A 16,777-nucleotide genomic window follows, 5' to 3' on the forward strand; every position below is an offset into this window, starting at 1 on the left:
TTATTACTTGAATCAAGAACCTACTATTTCAGACTTACGCGTAAAGTAACAGTCTAATTCAATTAATTCTAATGTGCCAGGAATATAACTAATGGGGAACATTCCTCCATACACAAACCCCATTGACGCAAGTAGTTTGCTTAAATCTTCCAATGTCACACATTCATCATATAAGGGTTTCACTGTAGCTTCAGTAAGAATACCGAGAACATAATTTAAAGTTTGCTGACCTCCCTTAATTACTTCAGCATCATGACCTTGCGTATCTGTTTTTAGGAAAATACGTCTACTTGGGTTAATTCCTAATGATTCAGCAACTTCATCAATAGTATGTATTTTTACAGTTTCGACATGATCTAACTCAACCATTTTACCAAAGCTACTTTGTGCCAGAAAGTTAACCGAATGTAAAGAACTAAACGAGTCATCTTTGTATACGTTTAATTGTAGTTCTGATGTCTCTGAACCTAATGCATAAGGAATAATTTTCCAATTGTTATCCTTATCCGCAAGCGCAAGATTATTCAAGTATTCTTGATTGGCAGCAATAGGCTCAAAAGAGATTATTTCACCTGTATAACCTGTTCGTCTAGCATCAAGAGCAAACTGCCCAAGATTAGCCCCGACATCAATTAGCAAATCAATTTTATTTAATTGAAGTGATTGCTTTAAATGGTAGAGAGAAGCAATACGGAGTAGCGACAACGAATAATGCTGTTTCTTACCTGCACTCAGACGTAGCTCGTTATATGTCTTTAGTAGTGACTGTAAAAGTCCGTCATTGCTATAGTGTAGTGGCTCAAAGCCTAGACGATGAATTAGAGAACGTAGTAGTTGTTTCATAATTAAAATTTAAACTATTTTAATCCAGAAGCTGCAACCAGGGAATTCTTGAGTTGCAAATGATTCCGCAAAAATCTCTTTAACTAATTGATTAGACGCTAAATGAGCACATGGTAGTAATACTTGCAAATGCTTTGCTCCCCCCAAAAGATAGGCTGCAAGTAAATATTGCTCAGACCAAATTCGATTTTGTAATTCAGGTGGATAGTCATTAGGCAAGTAAATGTCATGAATATGAACAATGCAACCTTTAGGCAGGCTTGGCAAAAGGTTTAGAAAAAATACAGTTACATCACTACTTGGAAATACACGGTGACTACCATCAAAAAAAATCAGGGTATCGGAAGTGACAAGACTTAAAAATTCATCACAATTAAAATCTTCAAGATGAACTCGATATACTTGATCACACAATTGTGCGATAGAAAGGCGAGGTTCAGGATCAATAGATATAATTTCCATTGGAACGTTACCTTAAGACTTGGCTAGGTAAGAGACTCTGGTAGACATCCCAGATCCAATTTCTATATATTTTTTCGGGCGTAGATACTGAATAATTCCATACAAAGATATGGCATCAAATGGTAGTAGAAACTCATTGATACGCCATGGGAGATTTGGGTTTTCTTTATCCTCGTTTTCTGACCACTGCGTGTAGTCTTTGGTAAGTTCAACAATAGATTTTAAAAGCTGTATCTGATCAGAAATATTTGCATTTAATAGTTCGTATAAAGCACAATTAGGTTGAGATTCATATCCCCAAAGAGGTTGAGGATTTTTTTTGGGAGGAAAGTCAACTCTCAACAAATCGGTTCCGTGACCGTATATGCCCAGTTCATCAAGTATCTGCCACTTGGATTTACTATTCAGTAAGTTGCTTGTTATTCGCATTTTTAGTCGTAAGACTAAACTTTGAGGATAAAATAATATCTTTTTTAAAAAATTTTGTAAAAACATAAATTTGCTAATATTTATCTCTTTAATATTGCTCAAATTGAATTGTTAAAAATATTGATTTTGAGTGAAAAAGAAATATTTTTTCACTTAAGTAAAATCTAAAAACAAAATCTACCATAAGATATTTTTTGAAATCAGTTTAATGATTTTACATCTTAATAAATAATAACAACATAATAACTTCATCTTTGTTTTTATTTAATATTAGCATAAGAGCTTTTTATATAATCCAGTATATTTTTCTGCTTGTTTTTCTATTGAATACTCTGCTATAGCGATTGACCTACAGTTTTTGCTCATTTGTAATCTTAATTGTTCATCTTCTAGTAGCATAATAATCCCCTTACAGAAATCATCTATGTCTTCAGCTTGAGCTAAGTAACCAGTAAGAGATGATCAAGAAAATGAAATACTACTAAAAAATGTTGGCGTACTAATTCGAGTAAACCTTTTATGTGGAAATACATCATTAATGTCCCACAAGATATACTTTTTTGCAGAACTAAAGGTAAGTTACCATCACAATTAAAAAAATAAATTTAGAAATGTTACAGTCATTTATAAAAATGTCTTAAAGTCAGTCTTATGATCTTATTTGATGCCTCTAAAGTTTTTTAAAATACTAAGGAATGCTTTTACAGTCTTTAGCTATATTTTTGGGTATAGTAACATAGAGAGGAAGACTAATATAAGGGATAGGCTTTACCAGTGAATGGACATAACAATAATTAATTGGTACTCTTTCAGGATAACTAGTTACAAGAATAGCTTTTTTCTGCTCAAATAGCTCCGATATTTTGTTTTCTTCCTCAGAAAATATTAAGCTAGAGAGTCTTGCATTATAAAAAGGAGATTTTTGAATATTGCGAAACTTATCAGACAGAAATAACACATAAGAGTTAGGAGTATAGTTGACTAAATAATCTAGTTGATCACTATACTTTTCAATTTCATCCTTAAGAGTTTCATAATAGGTAATCGTATCAAAATCATAAAGTTTGCCTTGCAAGAATCGGAGCTTTTGCGGTTCTCGAAGTTCTCCACTAATCAACTGTTTTTGATCCCAAGGGAAATAAACAGAAGCATTTTGGACAAAGATAACGTCTTTGCATAATAATATGGTTAAAAATACGATGGGAACTACCAAGAACAAATTTTTCCATTTCCCAAATATCTTTAATACTCTATCCAAAGAGAATATAGTTAACCCTATACCCAGAGACGAAGCACTTTGCAAACGAAATATTTCATAAATATGCACAGATTGCAGATAACCTACCAGAGAAATAGAGCTAAGCAAGAATAGACTTTGCGAAATATTTGTGTTTTTAGGAGGTTTTATTCTAAAAATTTTAGAGGCGAGTCTTGCACAAATAATAATACAGTTTAAAAACATAAAAGAGTAAATCATTAATCTTGGATATTTAAACCTAGTCTCATAGAAATTGGTTACTCCTAACAATCCTCTAATCAAATTTTTGACTAAACTCTTTAAAAGTTGAAATCTATTACCTAAAAGCTCTTCATAGAAATCCAAAATCGTAACCGACTGAAGATACCAATCTTTTAAAGCAGCCACTCTAACAAGGTATAGATAAAAAACTATAAAAATAGTAGCTATTGAAAGATTAAATATAGCTATGTTAATAAGCTTTTTTTTGCTAAGTTGATGTTCATTCTTAGAAATTAGGTAACTATAAACAAAGTAAAGCTCAATCGGTATCAAAGTAGGAACTAATGATGTTTGTCTAGCTAGAACATTTAACGCAAAGAAAACTCCTGACAATATATAATAACTTTTCCTTTCTTGAGAATTAACTATCAGGAGTAAAGCGAGAAGTAGAAAAGTATAAGAAATATAATTTGACCAAGGATAAATTATATAGCCATGCACTAAAAACATCAGTAAAGCTGATACAGCAGAAAGCCATCTATTCAGAACCTTTTGCCATAGACAATAAGAAAGGTAGATATTGATTGAATAAAATACTCCCGTTATTATCCCTACAGCAACAACTGTATCTCCCAAAAAATGCATAGCAAATGCCTGAATCCATGTGGTGAGAAAGCCATATTGGATAAATATGTCTTTAAACGGAATCAAACCTTGGTTTAGTTGAGTTGCATTAGCATACATGAATCCCCAATGATGAGCATCAATATTTACTCTAGATTCAATAATACTGAATACTAAGCTAACTAGACATACACATATAACTAATAAATCGGGTGCAATATTTGATAATGATAGACGGGAGGACTTGATGAGCTGTTTAAGATTTAAAACTTTAGTTTTATCCATTGGTTCAAAATTTTATAGTTATTAGATATAGCTGTGGTCAGTCTTATTGGGACACAAAACCAGAAGACGAGTTGCCGCGCGAAGCGCCGCAACTCGTTTCTTGGGTTTTGATTTGTCTTAATGCAAGTGACCACAGCTATATAGTCATCAAAAAAACTATTTTTCAGAGAAGTTTATTCTCTCTCTCTCTACTACTAAAGGTCTTTTTAAAATTCTCATGTGCATTAATCCGATATATTCTCCAATAATACCGATAAAAAATAATTGCATAGAAGATATCAAGAAAATTCCCACAGTTAAAGGTGCAGTTCCCAAAGGAAAGCTATTCCAAAAAATCAACTTAGCAATTAGATAACCTATGCCGACTGTAAAGGTGAGTATTGACATAAAAAAGCCTAAGATAGTCGCTAATCTTAGTGGAACCTTAGAGTGACTTGTAATACCTAGCATTGCATAATCATACAATCGATAAATATTATTACTACTAATTCCTCTTTTCCTCTGTTTCTGTCGGTATGAAATTTGACTGCTTTTCATTCCTAACTCAGCAATAATTCCCCGAAGGTATGGATAAGGATCGTCTAGCTCTCTTAAAAGTTTAATAACCTCTTGATCATATAATCCAAAACCCGTAAAGTGTCCCGTTAATTTAACTTCCGCTACCTTACCTATAAAAAAGTAATATAAAGTTCTAATTAGGTAAAATAAGATGCTTTCTTCACTGGAAGTCTTAATCCCTTTTACCACTTTATAGCCCTTTTCCCACTCTCTGACAAAATTGTCAATGAGATGAGGTGGGTCTTGTAAATCCGCAAAAAGTAAAATAACTGCATCTCCAAAAGCCTGTAAAAGTCCGTAATAGGTAGAACGAACCCCACCAAAATTCCTCGTATTGATAATGACTTTAACATTAGGGTCTCTTTGGGAGATTTCTCTAAGGATTTTTACTGTGTTATCTGTTGAATCATTGTCAATAAAAATATGTTCCCACTCATATCCCTCTAAAGACTCAAGTACTACCTTTGTTTGAATATAAAGTTCTTCAACATTTGCTTCCTCGTTATAACAAGGAGTGACAATACTAATCTTTTTTGTCATTTATTATGTATCTCTAAAAACTATAATTTTGTTTAGGAAATAAGAAACAATCGCCAGAGGTATTACTAAGATAGCTTGCCCTAGTAATATACTGATTCCCATCATATAAATAATCCGTAAAGATTCAACATTCAATAAGTAAATTACTAAATAAACAGCGACAAAGCGCACTATAAGTCGATTGTTTCTACTCTTAAAAACAAGAATTCCAATGGTTTTAAAGTTAAATAATATTCCACAAATAGTAGCAATAAGTAAAGAATAGCGATAATATAATCCCAGATGAAGCAGCAAGGCAAACATACCATAACCAAATAGGGTATTGATTAAACCAACCAACATAAAATTAATAAATCTGCTTTTTTGCATTTCAGAGATCGTCTCACAATCATCAATATCAGGTTGATTAATGTACAGTATTTTTATTTTATTTGGCTAATACTTTTATTAAAAATGAAGTGAAGCGCTCCCATCAAGGTCGATAAGTTTTCTAGAGTGTAGTATCTAATATTTTTGGTAAAAAGATCATCTTGTAAACTACCAAACTCCCACATTTTACCATTAGAAACTACACCAAAAACTAAGTATTGCTGATTGTTATTTAATTTCTGTGCTGCAACCATTTCCGCTAAGCATTGTCCCCACCCTTCTTCAAAATTGTCTTTTTTCGCTTCTACCAATATTAAATATGGATGTTCTAATATAACTTTTCCTCTTGGCGATCGTTTGGCAACGATATAATCTGGCACGCCAGACAGTTGGTCATCAAAGTTGAGAGGCTGATGGCTCCACAGCAGTAATTTATCTCGGTATGTTAACCAAACTTCGAGCAATATTGGTGAGATAATATTTTCACAAATGGCGTATTCTGAATTAAAAACAACACCTTCTGAAAGCACTAACTGTAATCGCTCAAGAAAGTAAGGATTAATTTCAACAGTAGCGGGGAGTGATGGGATCAATTCTTGCTCTTGATAAATCAAAGGAAAGTCGGCTAAGACCTGGGCAATGCTTTTGTAATTATTAAATGACATAAAAATCAAGCCCCATCGGAATTGTTTTTTGTAATTTCAATATCAATAAGACGATTTAAAGCAGTTTCAATATTGTAGGGACAAGTTTTGGGAAGATTTAAGCCAATTTCTCGCATAGCATCAGAACGAGCTACACGATAAATTTTTTCAAGAGATTCATTGTTTAAATATTGATTTAGGCTAGGACTGTCTTCTAGATAGAGTCCAATGTTATCCCGCTCTCTACTAATAGTGTTTTGCCAGCTTCGCGATCGCTTGTGACTTTGATAGTCCCATTTGAGTAAATGATGCAAAATAAGGCGCAAACTACTCAGTAGGCGATCGCGTTCCCGTTTTGACAAGTCTCGCACCTCTTCTACTAAGTTTTCAATATCTAATTCTACAAATTTTCCTGATGCAAGTAAATCAGCCATAGTTTCTGCCCATTGGCTATAGTCTTGTTCGTATAATTTTTTCATATTAATATACTGGGTCGAACGACAAACTCTAATTCAAGTTAAAAAAACACGAGTCAATTGGCTTCTGTAATAATCACTATTATTAGACAATTATAAACTTTTTGTTTTGCAATAGACTAAATTCTCAATCTTGGATAAAACATATTTTAAGTCTAATTTATGTTCTTCTATTAAGTATTGATAGCTTCCACAAAACTTAGAAAATCTATCTTGAATGCCAATTCTAAAAACTTTAACTGGATAATACTCTGCTGTTATTTCAGCGATCGCTGATCCCAGTCCTCCATATACTGAATGCTCTTCTAAAACAACAATGATTTCGTGTCGTTGAGCGATGGATATAACTTGTTCAATATTTATTGGTTTGATGCAAGGAGCGCTCCACACTTCTAAATTATCGAGTTTTTCGCTGACACTCATCGCGGTCTTGACCATTGAGCCAGTGGCGATCAGGCATATTTTGCTACTTCCTTGTTTAATTTGACACAAGTCACCCAGTTGAAAGATAGGTAAAGAATCGTGAATGGGTTCTAAATCTGCTTTGCCGATTCGTATATAAACTGGTTGATTAGATTGGATAGCTAGCGCCATACATTGGGTCATCTCATAACTATCCGCAGGGGACAAAATAGTTATGTGAGGTACTGCTCGTAAAGCGGCGATATCTTCAGTACTTTGATGGCTAGAACCTAAACTACTGTATACAACTCCAGCTCCATCTCCGATTAATATTACAGGTAGCTGATCATAACAAACATCTAATTTGATTTGCTCCAGCACCCTAATCGGAACGAATGCACTTAAGCCATAGACAAAAGGCTTAAATCCAGCTTTAGCAAGTCCTGCGGCCACACCGACCATATTTTGTTCGGCTACACCCGCGTTAATATATTGATCAGGGCATACTTTCCGAAACTCATCAAATAAAGAATAGCCGTGGTCGCCAGTTAATAAAACAACTCGTGGGTCAAATTTAGCCGCATTTACTAGGGCATTACTAAAAGCATTTCTCATAGTAAGGATACTAACTCAGTTTCTGATAACTCGGCGATCGCATTTTGATAACTCTCAGGCGTGAGCCTTGTATAGTGCCAGCGGTTATCAGCTTCCATAAAAGATATGCCCTTACCTTTTACTGTATTGGCAATAATTGCTTTAGGTTTACCTGACTGCGTATTCATTAGTTTGCTAATTGTCTGATCCAGAAGGTGCTCATCGTGACCATCTATTTCTAGAGCCTCAAAACCGAATGCAATAAATTTAGCAGTAATGTCACCCATGTCCATAACTTCTTGAGTGGAACCCATTGCTTGATAGCCATTGGCATCAACAATGACCATTAGATTATCAAGTTTAAAATGAGAAGCAAACATCAAAGCTTCCCAAATAGCGCCTTCATTTAGTTCTCCATCGCCAACAATAGCAAAACATTTTTGCTGAGTTTGATTGCGCTTGGCTCCAAGTGCTAACCCAACACCTACCGATAAGCCATGACCAAGTGAGCCTGAAGAAACCTCAAGTCCAGATATATGAGCATCGGATAAACCCTTGAGAGTAGTACCATCGCTAAAATAAGTTTGAATGTCGGTATCGTTAAGCCATCCTAATTCGAGCATACAAGCATATTGAGCCATCACCCCATGCCCTTTACTTAAGACTAAATAATCGCGCAGTGGATCTTCAGGTTGACCATTGCCAAGATTGAGGTGTGATCGATAAAGTACTGCCAAAATCTCGACAATGGAGAAAGCGCAGGCAATATGAACTGTAGAGCCAGCATACGCCATTTCTAAAATGGTCTTACGCAATTTTTGCGATTCAAACATACCTCGCTCCTGTGTGAGAGTACCAATTTATCGAATGCATAATTGCCTCTTCAATTGAAATAGTTGGCTTTAAATTTAATGAATCGAAAGCTCTTTGTATTGAAGGAACGTATCTTTCAATAGGTTGATTAGGATCATGTTCTTTGGCGATAGTAACTAATTGATTGTGACCAAATACTTTTGATACTAAATTAGCTAATTCAGCTATAGTGATTACCTTGTCAGAACCTACATTATAGGGATAGCAGTTTTCTCCTTTAAATAGAATAGTCCATAGCCAAATTGCTAGATCTGCCATGTATAGATAAGAACGACAAGTAGTCCCATCACCTTGAATATTGATATCAGATTCATTTAGTCCAGCTTTAATGAAACTAGCGATCGCTAAATGACTATCCAGAGATAGATAAGCACCAATAAATGCAAAGCAACGTGCAATTTTTACTTCAAACCCATGCTTATTTGCATAGGAGTTACATAAAAATTCTGACACTCTTTTACCTTGAGCATACCCAGATTTAAAATCCATTAGATCTGGCGATCCTTGATAATCTTCAAGTATATAATTGATTTGACTAGGCTGCTTACCATATACAGCACCTGAACTAGTCAACAACAATTTATTGGTTTCACATTGAATCGCTAAATCTAAAATGTGCTTTGTCCCTTCTGTAATTGTATTAAAAACTTCTAGTGATGTATTGCAATTACTAATTACATTAACTTCGGTAGCAGCATGAATTACATGAGAGAACTTAATATCAGGAAATTCAAAAGATGTAACATCACCGAAGTGAAATTTTATGGCTGGATGACTAGCTAAATGAGGAGCCTTATTAGTGAAAGCTTGAATATTTCTGGTTAATACATGAATTGTTGAATTCAATTCGAGTTTATCATTAGCCCAAATAAAACTCTCTAACAGCCAGCAACCAAAAAATCCAGTTCCACCTGTGATAAAAACTTGCTTCTCTCTTACTTCTTCCCATAGGTCATAGGTATGGGAAAGAATGTGATCTAAGTCTGATGCTAATGGATTAATCATAGTGATTATTTATAACTAGCTTAGTCAGAGATACAAGTCGTGGGATGGTCGCCATCATTTACCATTACCTCTTACAGAATTGATGAATTACTGACACGACATAATTTAACATCTCTTCGGTCAGACTTGGAAATAGCCCCAGCCAAAACGAGTTTTGCATGACCCAATCTGTATTTTTGAGATCACCAATAATCCGATAGTTTAAATCTTTATACGCTGGCTGCCTAGTTAAGTTTCCTGCAAATAATAGCCTTGTACCAATTCGCTTTGACTCCAAATGTTGGACAAGCTCATTCCTTGTAAAAGGAGCATTTTCTTTAACTGAAAGCAAAAAACCAAACCAACTGGGATCAGAATTAGGCGTTACTTCAGGCAGTAACAAAACATCTTGTAAATCTTGTAATCGAGAATAAAGAAACTCAAAATTTTGTTTTCTTTTCTCAATAAATGATGGCAACTTATCCAATTGAGCTACACCCACTGCTGCCTGCATATCGGTCATTTTGAGATTGTAACCAATATGCGAATAGGTATATTTGTGATCGTATCCAGTGGGTAACTCTCCAAGTTGCCATTCGTAGCGTTTGCCACAGGTATTGTCTACCCCAGGAGGACACCAGCAATCTCTACCCCAATCTCGAAAAGATTCAACAATTTTCTTTAACCGACTATCATTGGTTAATACTGCTCCGCCTTCTCCCATAGTCATATGATGGGCGGGATAAAAACTGACAGTGGATAGATGTCCAAACGTACCAGTTTTTTGCTGTCGGTAGGTAGTTCCGACTGCGTCACAATTATCTTCAATTACCCATATGTCATACTTTTTGGCAAAGGCAAGAACTGCATCGATGTCAAAAGCATTGCCAAGAGTATGGGCAATCATGATCGCACGCGATCGCGGCGATATGGCAGCTTCTAGTTGAGTAACATCAATTTCATAACTCGGTAACTGAATATCCACAAAAACAGGAATTAACTGATTTTGAAAAATGGGATTAACGGTAGTTGGAAATCCTGCGGCGACGGTGATTACTTCATCCCCTGCCTTTAGTCGCTTATCGCCTAACTTGGGTGATGTCAAAGCGGTAAGAGCTAATAAATTAGCAGAAGAGCCAGAATTGACTAACAAACAATGCTTGACTCCTAGCCATTCGGCAAAGCGTTTTTCAAATTCAGCAGCGTAACGTCCCGTTGTTAGCCAAAAATCGAGGGAAGCATCAACCAGATTAACTAATTCGGACTCATCAAATACTTTGCCTGAAACTGATACATAGCTTTTTCCTTCAACAAAGTCTTTGGGCGCAAACTTATGTTGGTAATAATTTTTAACGGCTTCAAAAACTTGCGATCGCAAAGCTTCTTCTTGACCGTCAGAACTACCTTTAAGTGGTGTATATGAACTGGAGGATGTCATAGATTAAGTAGACCCTAATTAATGTTGACTAGGAAATTTTTGTACCACGCGATTGCTTCTTGCAAACCTTCTTCCAATGAATATTTAGGACTCCAGTTTAAAAGATGCCGCGCTTTTGCCGCCGATAAATACTGGTGTTTAATTTCGTTGGTAGCTTGATTTAAAACTTTCGGTTCTAAATGTTTTTTGTCCATTAGTTCCAGTGTTTTGCGAACTATTTCTAGTACAGTTACTTGTATTTCATTGCTAAAATTAAAAGCCTCACCTAATATCTCAGGACGATCCATTTGTTCGGCTAGATGCAAGTATGCCAAAACGCCATCTTTGACATAAAAATAGTCGCGAATGTAGCTGCCATCACTGCGAATGGTTACAGGGCGATCGCGCAAAGCCGACCGAATTGTATCAGGAACAATGCGATTAAAATTAAGATCACCACCTCCATAAAAATTTCCACAGCGTGTTATGCAAACTGGCAAGCCATAGGACTTGTAATAAGTATGACTGATTAAATCTGCACAACTTTTGGAGACATCATAGGGATGCTCACCCTGCAAAGGTGTAGTCTCATCATAGGGCAGAATTTCTTGATCACCGTATGCCTTATCACTAGAAGCAATGACAATCCGCTTCACTCCGCCAACTCGCCGACAAGCTTCTAAAACATTCCAAGTTCCTTTGATATTCGCTTCAAAAGTCGCTAGAGGCTCACGATTAGCAACCCCCACAATTGTCTGGGCAGCTAAGTGAAATACAGTCTCTACTTCATATTCATTGATCGTGCGCTCTAAAGTTGATAGGTCTTCGATTCTGCCATAGACCGTATTAATTTTGCGCTCCAGACCTTCTTGAAACAACCGTGATTGAGGTGTCCAATCCCTGACTAAACCAACTACTTTTGCCCCGCGATTGACTAGCTCTTGGGTCATCCAACTTCCCAGTAAACCCGTACATCCAGTAATCAATACAGAGCGATCTTGCCAAAAATTATTCATGACCAGACCTTCCAAGGTGCATTATTTTGATCCCAAAGCTCATTCAAATACTTATACTCTCGATAGGTATCCATGGCATAGAAAAAACCGTGATGACGGTACGCCATCAGTTGTCCGTCTTGGGCAAGCTTTTCTAGGGGGTCTTGCTCCAAAACACAGTCAGAGCCTCCTAAATAATCAAAAATTTTGCGATTGAATACAAAGAATCCGACACTTGCCCATCCGTCTATTTGTGGCTTTTCGGTAAAATCTAAAACCTCTTCGCGATCGCTGATATTGAGAATCCCAAACCGAGAATAAGGTTTTACAGTTGTGACCGTGGCAATTTTTCCATGACTCTTATGAAATTCAATTAGGCTAGAGATATCAATATCAGCCACTCCATCGCCATAACTCACCATAAAGATGTCATCATCAATATATCGACTAACCTGATGCAATCTGCCACCAGTCATAGACTCCAAACCAGTATTGGCAAGAGTTACCGAGAAATCTTGCTCAGTATGCATATTATGATAAGCAACCTGATGGCTTGTGCCTAATCGGATAGTAAAGTCATTATTCATCGCCTCATAGTTTAGGAAATATTCCTTGATCATATTTCCTTTATAGCCAAGACATAAAACAAAGTCTCTTAAACCATGATGGGCAAACAACTTCATAATGTGCCAAAGAATCGGTCGTCCGCCAACTTCCACTAAAGGCTTCGGTCGATACTCAGTTTCTTCTCGCAGTCTTGTCCCCTGACCCCCACAAAATAATACAACCTTCATTTAGATAGTCTCCACCAAGTTATTTTTGTTTGTATGAATAATATAAAATGTCAGTCTGCAAGTCTAACCTAGGACGGACTCCACTAATTTATAGAAATTCTAAATAGTTTGTGGAGACGCATCCCAAAGAGTGCGCTTCCACAAACCCAATAATCTACAAATTATTTAAGAATGTTATATCATAGTACTCCGAACATTTTTTAACGTTGATATAAGGATTGCATGGTAATAATTTGATTTGATTGACTGTTTGCTACAAAGCTAACAGTCAATCAAATAAATAAAAAATACGATCTAGAATAAATGAACGGATGTTTTGAAAATGCCCTAAGTATTGATATAGCACTGAACGCTAAAATGTCTAATTAGTAACTCAAGATTACTCTGTTTAATATTAAAACAAAAAGCTTTCGTATAATCCAGTATATTTTTCTGCTTGTTTTTCTATTGAATACTCTGCTATAGCGATTGACCTACAGTTTTTGCTCATTTGTAATCTTAATTGTTCATCTTCTAGTAGCATAATAATCCCCTTACAGAAATCATCTATGTCTTCAGCTTGAGCTAAGTAACCAGTAACATTAGGGCGTACTAGATCAGGGACACCACCTACGTGAAAAGATACCATAGGTGTTCCACAAGACATACTTTCTTGCAAGACCAAGGGTAGATTGTCAGCGCGAGTAGGAAAAACAAATAAGTCAGATGCGGAGAAAGCTATAGATTTTAAAAAATCACTATTGATATATCCCAGACTTATAGTTTGCATATCTAAATCAGAAAGTATTTCTGCACATTCATATCCGAAAGTTAATAATATAGTTTCAGCTTTTAGAGAGGAAGGCAATTTTTTTAAGGCTTTAATAAGTAAATCTCCACCCTTACGACTATCCTGTAAGCTAGCAGCAGCAAACAGGAGAACCTTTTTATTGGTGGGGATATTTAGATTTTTTTTGCATTCAGTAGGATCTAGTGGTTTAAATGCGTTAGTATCAATTCCATTAGGAATGTGGTGAATAGGAAAGCGTTTTAGCATACTTGATTTAGCTTTTTCTGTTAACCAACTACTAAGAGTTACAATACTTAAGTTAGATTTACTATAAATCCAATCTTTTAATTTCCATTCAATTCTTGTATTGTCTCGATGGTAAAAAGCTGGATAATTACTGGGATAGGGGCATTTCCCACAACCAATTTCCCAGCGATCGCAGTCATAGCTATAGGCACAGTGTCCTGTAAAACTCCACATGTCATGTAAAGTGAAAACGGAAGGCTTATCTTGAGTTAGTTTTGAAATAGCTAAATAGTTAAAATAACCTCCATGAAGGTTATGAAAATTGAGTACGTCAGCTTCTTGATAAGACTTACATTTAGTAATATTAAAAGTATTTAGCAGATGAATGTAGTTAAGTCCAAGCCGAGCGTTGAAATGATTAAGCTTTTTACTTATCGCCACAAATTTGGACGGAATAATTGATATTCGATCATCACAGTTAGAGGCATTACCAACTAGAAACTTTGAGTCAATACCATGTTTTAATAATCCTTGATGAAGGCGATAACTCGCTATACCAGCACCGCCAATGATATCCGAGTTAATATGTAATACTTTCATGAATTATTGCTTTTTATGGCTTCGATGAAAAGAGAATCAGGCTTATAAACAGAACCATCCGACTCGGTATCCAAATTAAAGGAAGTCCAATTTAAAATATAACTTTCAGAAGCAGTTTGTTTCTTAATTTGTCCAAACCCACATTTTTGCAATAGCCAAGAAAGGGAATAATAGTCGTACATCCATTGATGAACTTCTCCTGTTTGTCTAAATTTACCGATCTGTAGAGCTTCAAATTCTTCTTTATTAAGCAGTAATCTCTGAAAAAAAACACGGCGATAATCGTTGTATTTGAAGAATCGATATATATGCTTAACTATATTTAGTATTAAGTTCTTTTGAATAATATTTGTTGTCTCTTTACTAAGATTTTCTGGTGACATAGTTGGAATTTTTATTCCGCTTCTACGGGTTATAAATTCTTGATTGATCAGATCTTGGCGATAAATGAATTTCGCCATTTCCCCTCCAGATACATTTCTAACTGCTTGATCAAACATTTCTAGCAGTATCCATTCATAATTTTGTTGCCATTCTTGGGAATTAAATTCTACTTTTTCTAGACACAATAAATAGGTTTCAACAATTTGTTCAAGATCTGGAACTGCTATTCTTAGTATACCTTGGGGCTTAAGAACCCGAAAACACTCTGTCACAAAGAACATCGCCTGAGACTTAGGAAAATGTTCTAGAATATGAGAATGATACACGACATCAAAAGAATTATCAGGAAATGGGATACCCCTATTTAAATCATAGACAAATACGTCTTTACCAGTTTTTGTAAAATTGATATTTGTCCAATCAGTGTGGAACCGCAAACCACAACCAAGGTTAAGATATTTCATAAATCATTTTAAATTGTTCTTTCCACTTATTTATAGATGATGTATCTATTCGTATTTTTGTTTCAGAAGATTTCTCAATCCACTGACTAATATATGTCAGATCATTTCTTGGAACAGTTGTGAGTCCTGTATCACTAGCTATCTCTTTAGCCCGATTATCAATCTCTAGGATTAGAGATCTTCTGTTAGACAAAAGACATCTTATACCTCCGTGTAATCTAGTTCCTATATAATCAAATTGGATATCTGACTTTAAGAAAGCATCAAGTGCATCTAAGGATCTATCCAGTATAGTTAATGAAACATTAAGAGATTTGATATATTCTAAATCTTGACTACCTTGTGGCCACACAAAAACTTCTTCATATTTACTTAGCAATAATTCGATTAATTTTTTGTCTAAGTCTAAATTTTTAGAATAGTCAGTAAGCATCAAAAGAGCATTTTCAGATTTATTCCTAGGGATTTGATCTATTTTAATTTGAGATAGTGACCACATCGTAGGACATCCCGTGTTAATTACATTAGTTATACCAATAGAGGCAAGCTTTGCTTTTGTATAGCTATCTCTTACTGAATGCAAATAACTATTCGACAAAGCAGATTTTAACAAAAACCTTGTATATAGGTTGGGCGAATCTTGATACTGCCACCACCCCACTCCAAGTAAGATGGCATTTCTCATCACAAAAGTATCAAACAAAGATATTTTCCATTGATTGTATTTGTCCATGTTTGATGAGAGGAGGTTAGTTCCTCCTACAAAACACAAATCAGATGTCTGAATTTTCTTACAACCATCATTATCTATTTTAGATTGAGTTGAAATTTTTTCTATAGGGCTATTTCCGAATATATCTTTTAGCTCCCGCATTACAGCTTCTTGAATAATTAGATCGCCTAGATTAGAACTTGGCTTACCATTATTATCTTCAATCCCTGGATCAAACAAACAAATTTTCATAATGCCTTGCAATCAAAAACAAAAATTGTATTCCCTTTGACATCATTAATAGCTGATAAGGAGTACTTACTAGTAAACATTGACAAAATATCAAAAATAGATTTATGACTTACCCAATTGAGAGATTCACGTCCATTGACATCACTAAATTTTTCTAATGTGCAATATGACAGAATTATCTTTTTAAAGTTTTTATTCGTTAGATTATATACAAAATTTTCAATATCAATTACGTATTCTAAAACACCACTCAAAAAAGCTATGTCAGCATTCAACTCTGGCAATAAATCTTTATTCAAGTCTATAACTAAAGTCCTCTCATCTCTTGCAATATAATCAATCGGCAGATAAGTATTTTCTGGCTTCAAAAGAGGCTCTAGCCACATCAGACCGCAACCAAAATCAGCAACAGTTCCTGAAGTATTAATGTAGGCTGCCATCGTTGAAATCCTGTTTTTCCACTCCTCATCAAATTCCCAATTAGATGACCATAGTCCGATGTTTTCTTTTTTCTTTTTCTTGGGAAATAATTTTTTTAGCATATATTTCTATGGATTTGTAGCTCAGTTTCTATATTAGATTAGATTAATTAAGTTAGAATA

At 35.1% G+C, this 16,777-nt stretch carries 18 protein-coding genes; all 18 read right to left on the bottom strand.

What is annotated here, in order from left to right:
• Positions 1-12: 12 nt before the first annotated feature.
• Entirely contained in the window at positions 13-843 is an 831-nt protein-coding gene (locus H6F42_RS06800) for an FkbM family methyltransferase (RefSeq protein ID WP_190398605.1), read from the bottom strand.
• A gap of 9 nt (positions 844-852) precedes the next feature.
• The gene (locus H6F42_RS06805; protein WP_190398606.1) at positions 853-1,305 is read right to left on the bottom strand and encodes a class I SAM-dependent methyltransferase; all 453 of its coding nucleotides are present in this window, start codon (positions 1,303-1,305) and stop codon (positions 853-855) included.
• A 12-nt stretch (positions 1,306-1,317) separates the two neighbouring features.
• Complete coding sequence (locus tag H6F42_RS06810) at positions 1,318-1,836, bottom strand: hypothetical protein (protein ID WP_190398607.1); 519 nt, start codon at positions 1,834-1,836, stop codon at positions 1,318-1,320.
• Positions 1,837-2,422: 586 nt separating this feature from the next.
• Entirely contained in the window at positions 2,423-4,102 is a 1,680-nt protein-coding gene (locus H6F42_RS06815; protein ID WP_190398608.1) for a glycosyltransferase family 39 protein, read from the bottom strand.
• 156 nt (positions 4,103-4,258) lie between these two features.
• Positions 4,259-5,200: a glycosyltransferase family 2 protein gene (locus H6F42_RS06820; RefSeq protein WP_190398609.1), complete on the bottom strand. Its 942-nt coding sequence runs from the start codon at positions 5,198-5,200 to the stop codon at positions 4,259-4,261.
• 3 nt (positions 5,201-5,203) lie between these two features.
• A complete protein-coding gene (locus H6F42_RS06825) occupies positions 5,204-5,569 on the bottom strand; it encodes a GtrA family protein (RefSeq protein ID WP_199288934.1) in 366 nt (121 codons plus the stop codon).
• Between the two features lie 53 nt (positions 5,570-5,622).
• Positions 5,623-6,234 (bottom strand): hypothetical protein, encoded by a 612-nt coding sequence (locus H6F42_RS06830; RefSeq protein ID WP_190398610.1) that lies wholly within the window; start codon positions 6,232-6,234, stop codon positions 5,623-5,625.
• A 5-nt stretch (positions 6,235-6,239) separates the two neighbouring features.
• Positions 6,240-6,692: a DUF29 domain-containing protein gene (locus H6F42_RS06835; protein WP_190398611.1), complete on the bottom strand. Its 453-nt coding sequence runs from the start codon at positions 6,690-6,692 to the stop codon at positions 6,240-6,242.
• A 90-nt stretch (positions 6,693-6,782) separates the two neighbouring features.
• Positions 6,783-7,706, bottom strand: coding sequence for a transketolase C-terminal domain-containing protein (locus H6F42_RS06840; protein ID WP_190398612.1), 924 nt, complete (start codon positions 7,704-7,706; stop codon positions 6,783-6,785).
• Positions 7,703-8,518, bottom strand: a complete 816-nt coding sequence (locus tag H6F42_RS06845; RefSeq protein ID WP_190398613.1) for a transketolase — start codon at positions 8,516-8,518, stop codon at positions 7,703-7,705. The genes H6F42_RS06840 and H6F42_RS06845 overlap by 4 nt, the downstream gene beginning before the upstream one ends.
• Positions 8,511-9,563 (bottom strand): NAD-dependent epimerase/dehydratase family protein, encoded by a 1,053-nt coding sequence (locus tag H6F42_RS06850; RefSeq protein ID WP_190398614.1) that lies wholly within the window; start codon positions 9,561-9,563, stop codon positions 8,511-8,513. Before H6F42_RS06850 ends, H6F42_RS06845 begins: the two co-directional genes overlap by 8 nt.
• Positions 9,564-9,627: 64 nt before the next feature.
• On the bottom strand, positions 9,628-10,980 hold the full coding sequence (gene rfbH, locus H6F42_RS06855) for a lipopolysaccharide biosynthesis protein RfbH (protein WP_190398615.1): 1,353 nt from the start codon (positions 10,978-10,980) through the stop codon (positions 9,628-9,630).
• A 14-nt stretch (positions 10,981-10,994) separates the two neighbouring features.
• On the bottom strand, positions 10,995-11,975 hold the full coding sequence (locus H6F42_RS06860) for a GDP-mannose 4,6-dehydratase (RefSeq protein WP_190398616.1): 981 nt from the start codon (positions 11,973-11,975) through the stop codon (positions 10,995-10,997).
• The gene (rfbF, locus tag H6F42_RS06865; RefSeq protein WP_190398617.1) at positions 11,972-12,748 is read right to left on the bottom strand and encodes a glucose-1-phosphate cytidylyltransferase; all 777 of its coding nucleotides are present in this window, start codon (positions 12,746-12,748) and stop codon (positions 11,972-11,974) included. The genes H6F42_RS06860 and rfbF overlap by 4 nt, the downstream gene beginning before the upstream one ends.
• Before the next feature lie 394 nt (positions 12,749-13,142).
• On the bottom strand, positions 13,143-14,363 hold the full coding sequence (locus tag H6F42_RS06870) for a glycosyltransferase family 4 protein (RefSeq protein WP_190398618.1): 1,221 nt from the start codon (positions 14,361-14,363) through the stop codon (positions 13,143-13,145).
• On the bottom strand, positions 14,360-15,211 hold the full coding sequence (locus H6F42_RS06875; RefSeq protein WP_190398619.1) for a methyltransferase domain-containing protein: 852 nt from the start codon (positions 15,209-15,211) through the stop codon (positions 14,360-14,362). Before H6F42_RS06875 ends, H6F42_RS06870 begins: the two co-directional genes overlap by 4 nt.
• Positions 15,198-16,175: a polysaccharide pyruvyl transferase family protein gene (locus tag H6F42_RS06880; RefSeq protein WP_190398620.1), complete on the bottom strand. Its 978-nt coding sequence runs from the start codon at positions 16,173-16,175 to the stop codon at positions 15,198-15,200. The genes H6F42_RS06875 and H6F42_RS06880 overlap by 14 nt, the downstream gene beginning before the upstream one ends.
• Positions 16,172-16,717, bottom strand: a complete 546-nt coding sequence (locus tag H6F42_RS06885) for a hypothetical protein (protein WP_190398621.1) — start codon at positions 16,715-16,717, stop codon at positions 16,172-16,174. Before H6F42_RS06885 ends, H6F42_RS06880 begins: the two co-directional genes overlap by 4 nt.
• Positions 16,718-16,777 lie beyond the last annotated feature (60 nt).

Origin of the sequence: Pseudanabaena sp. FACHB-1998 (assembly GCF_014696355.1) — a bacterium.
GTDB lineage: Bacteria > Cyanobacteriota > Cyanobacteriia > Pseudanabaenales > Pseudanabaenaceae > Pseudanabaena.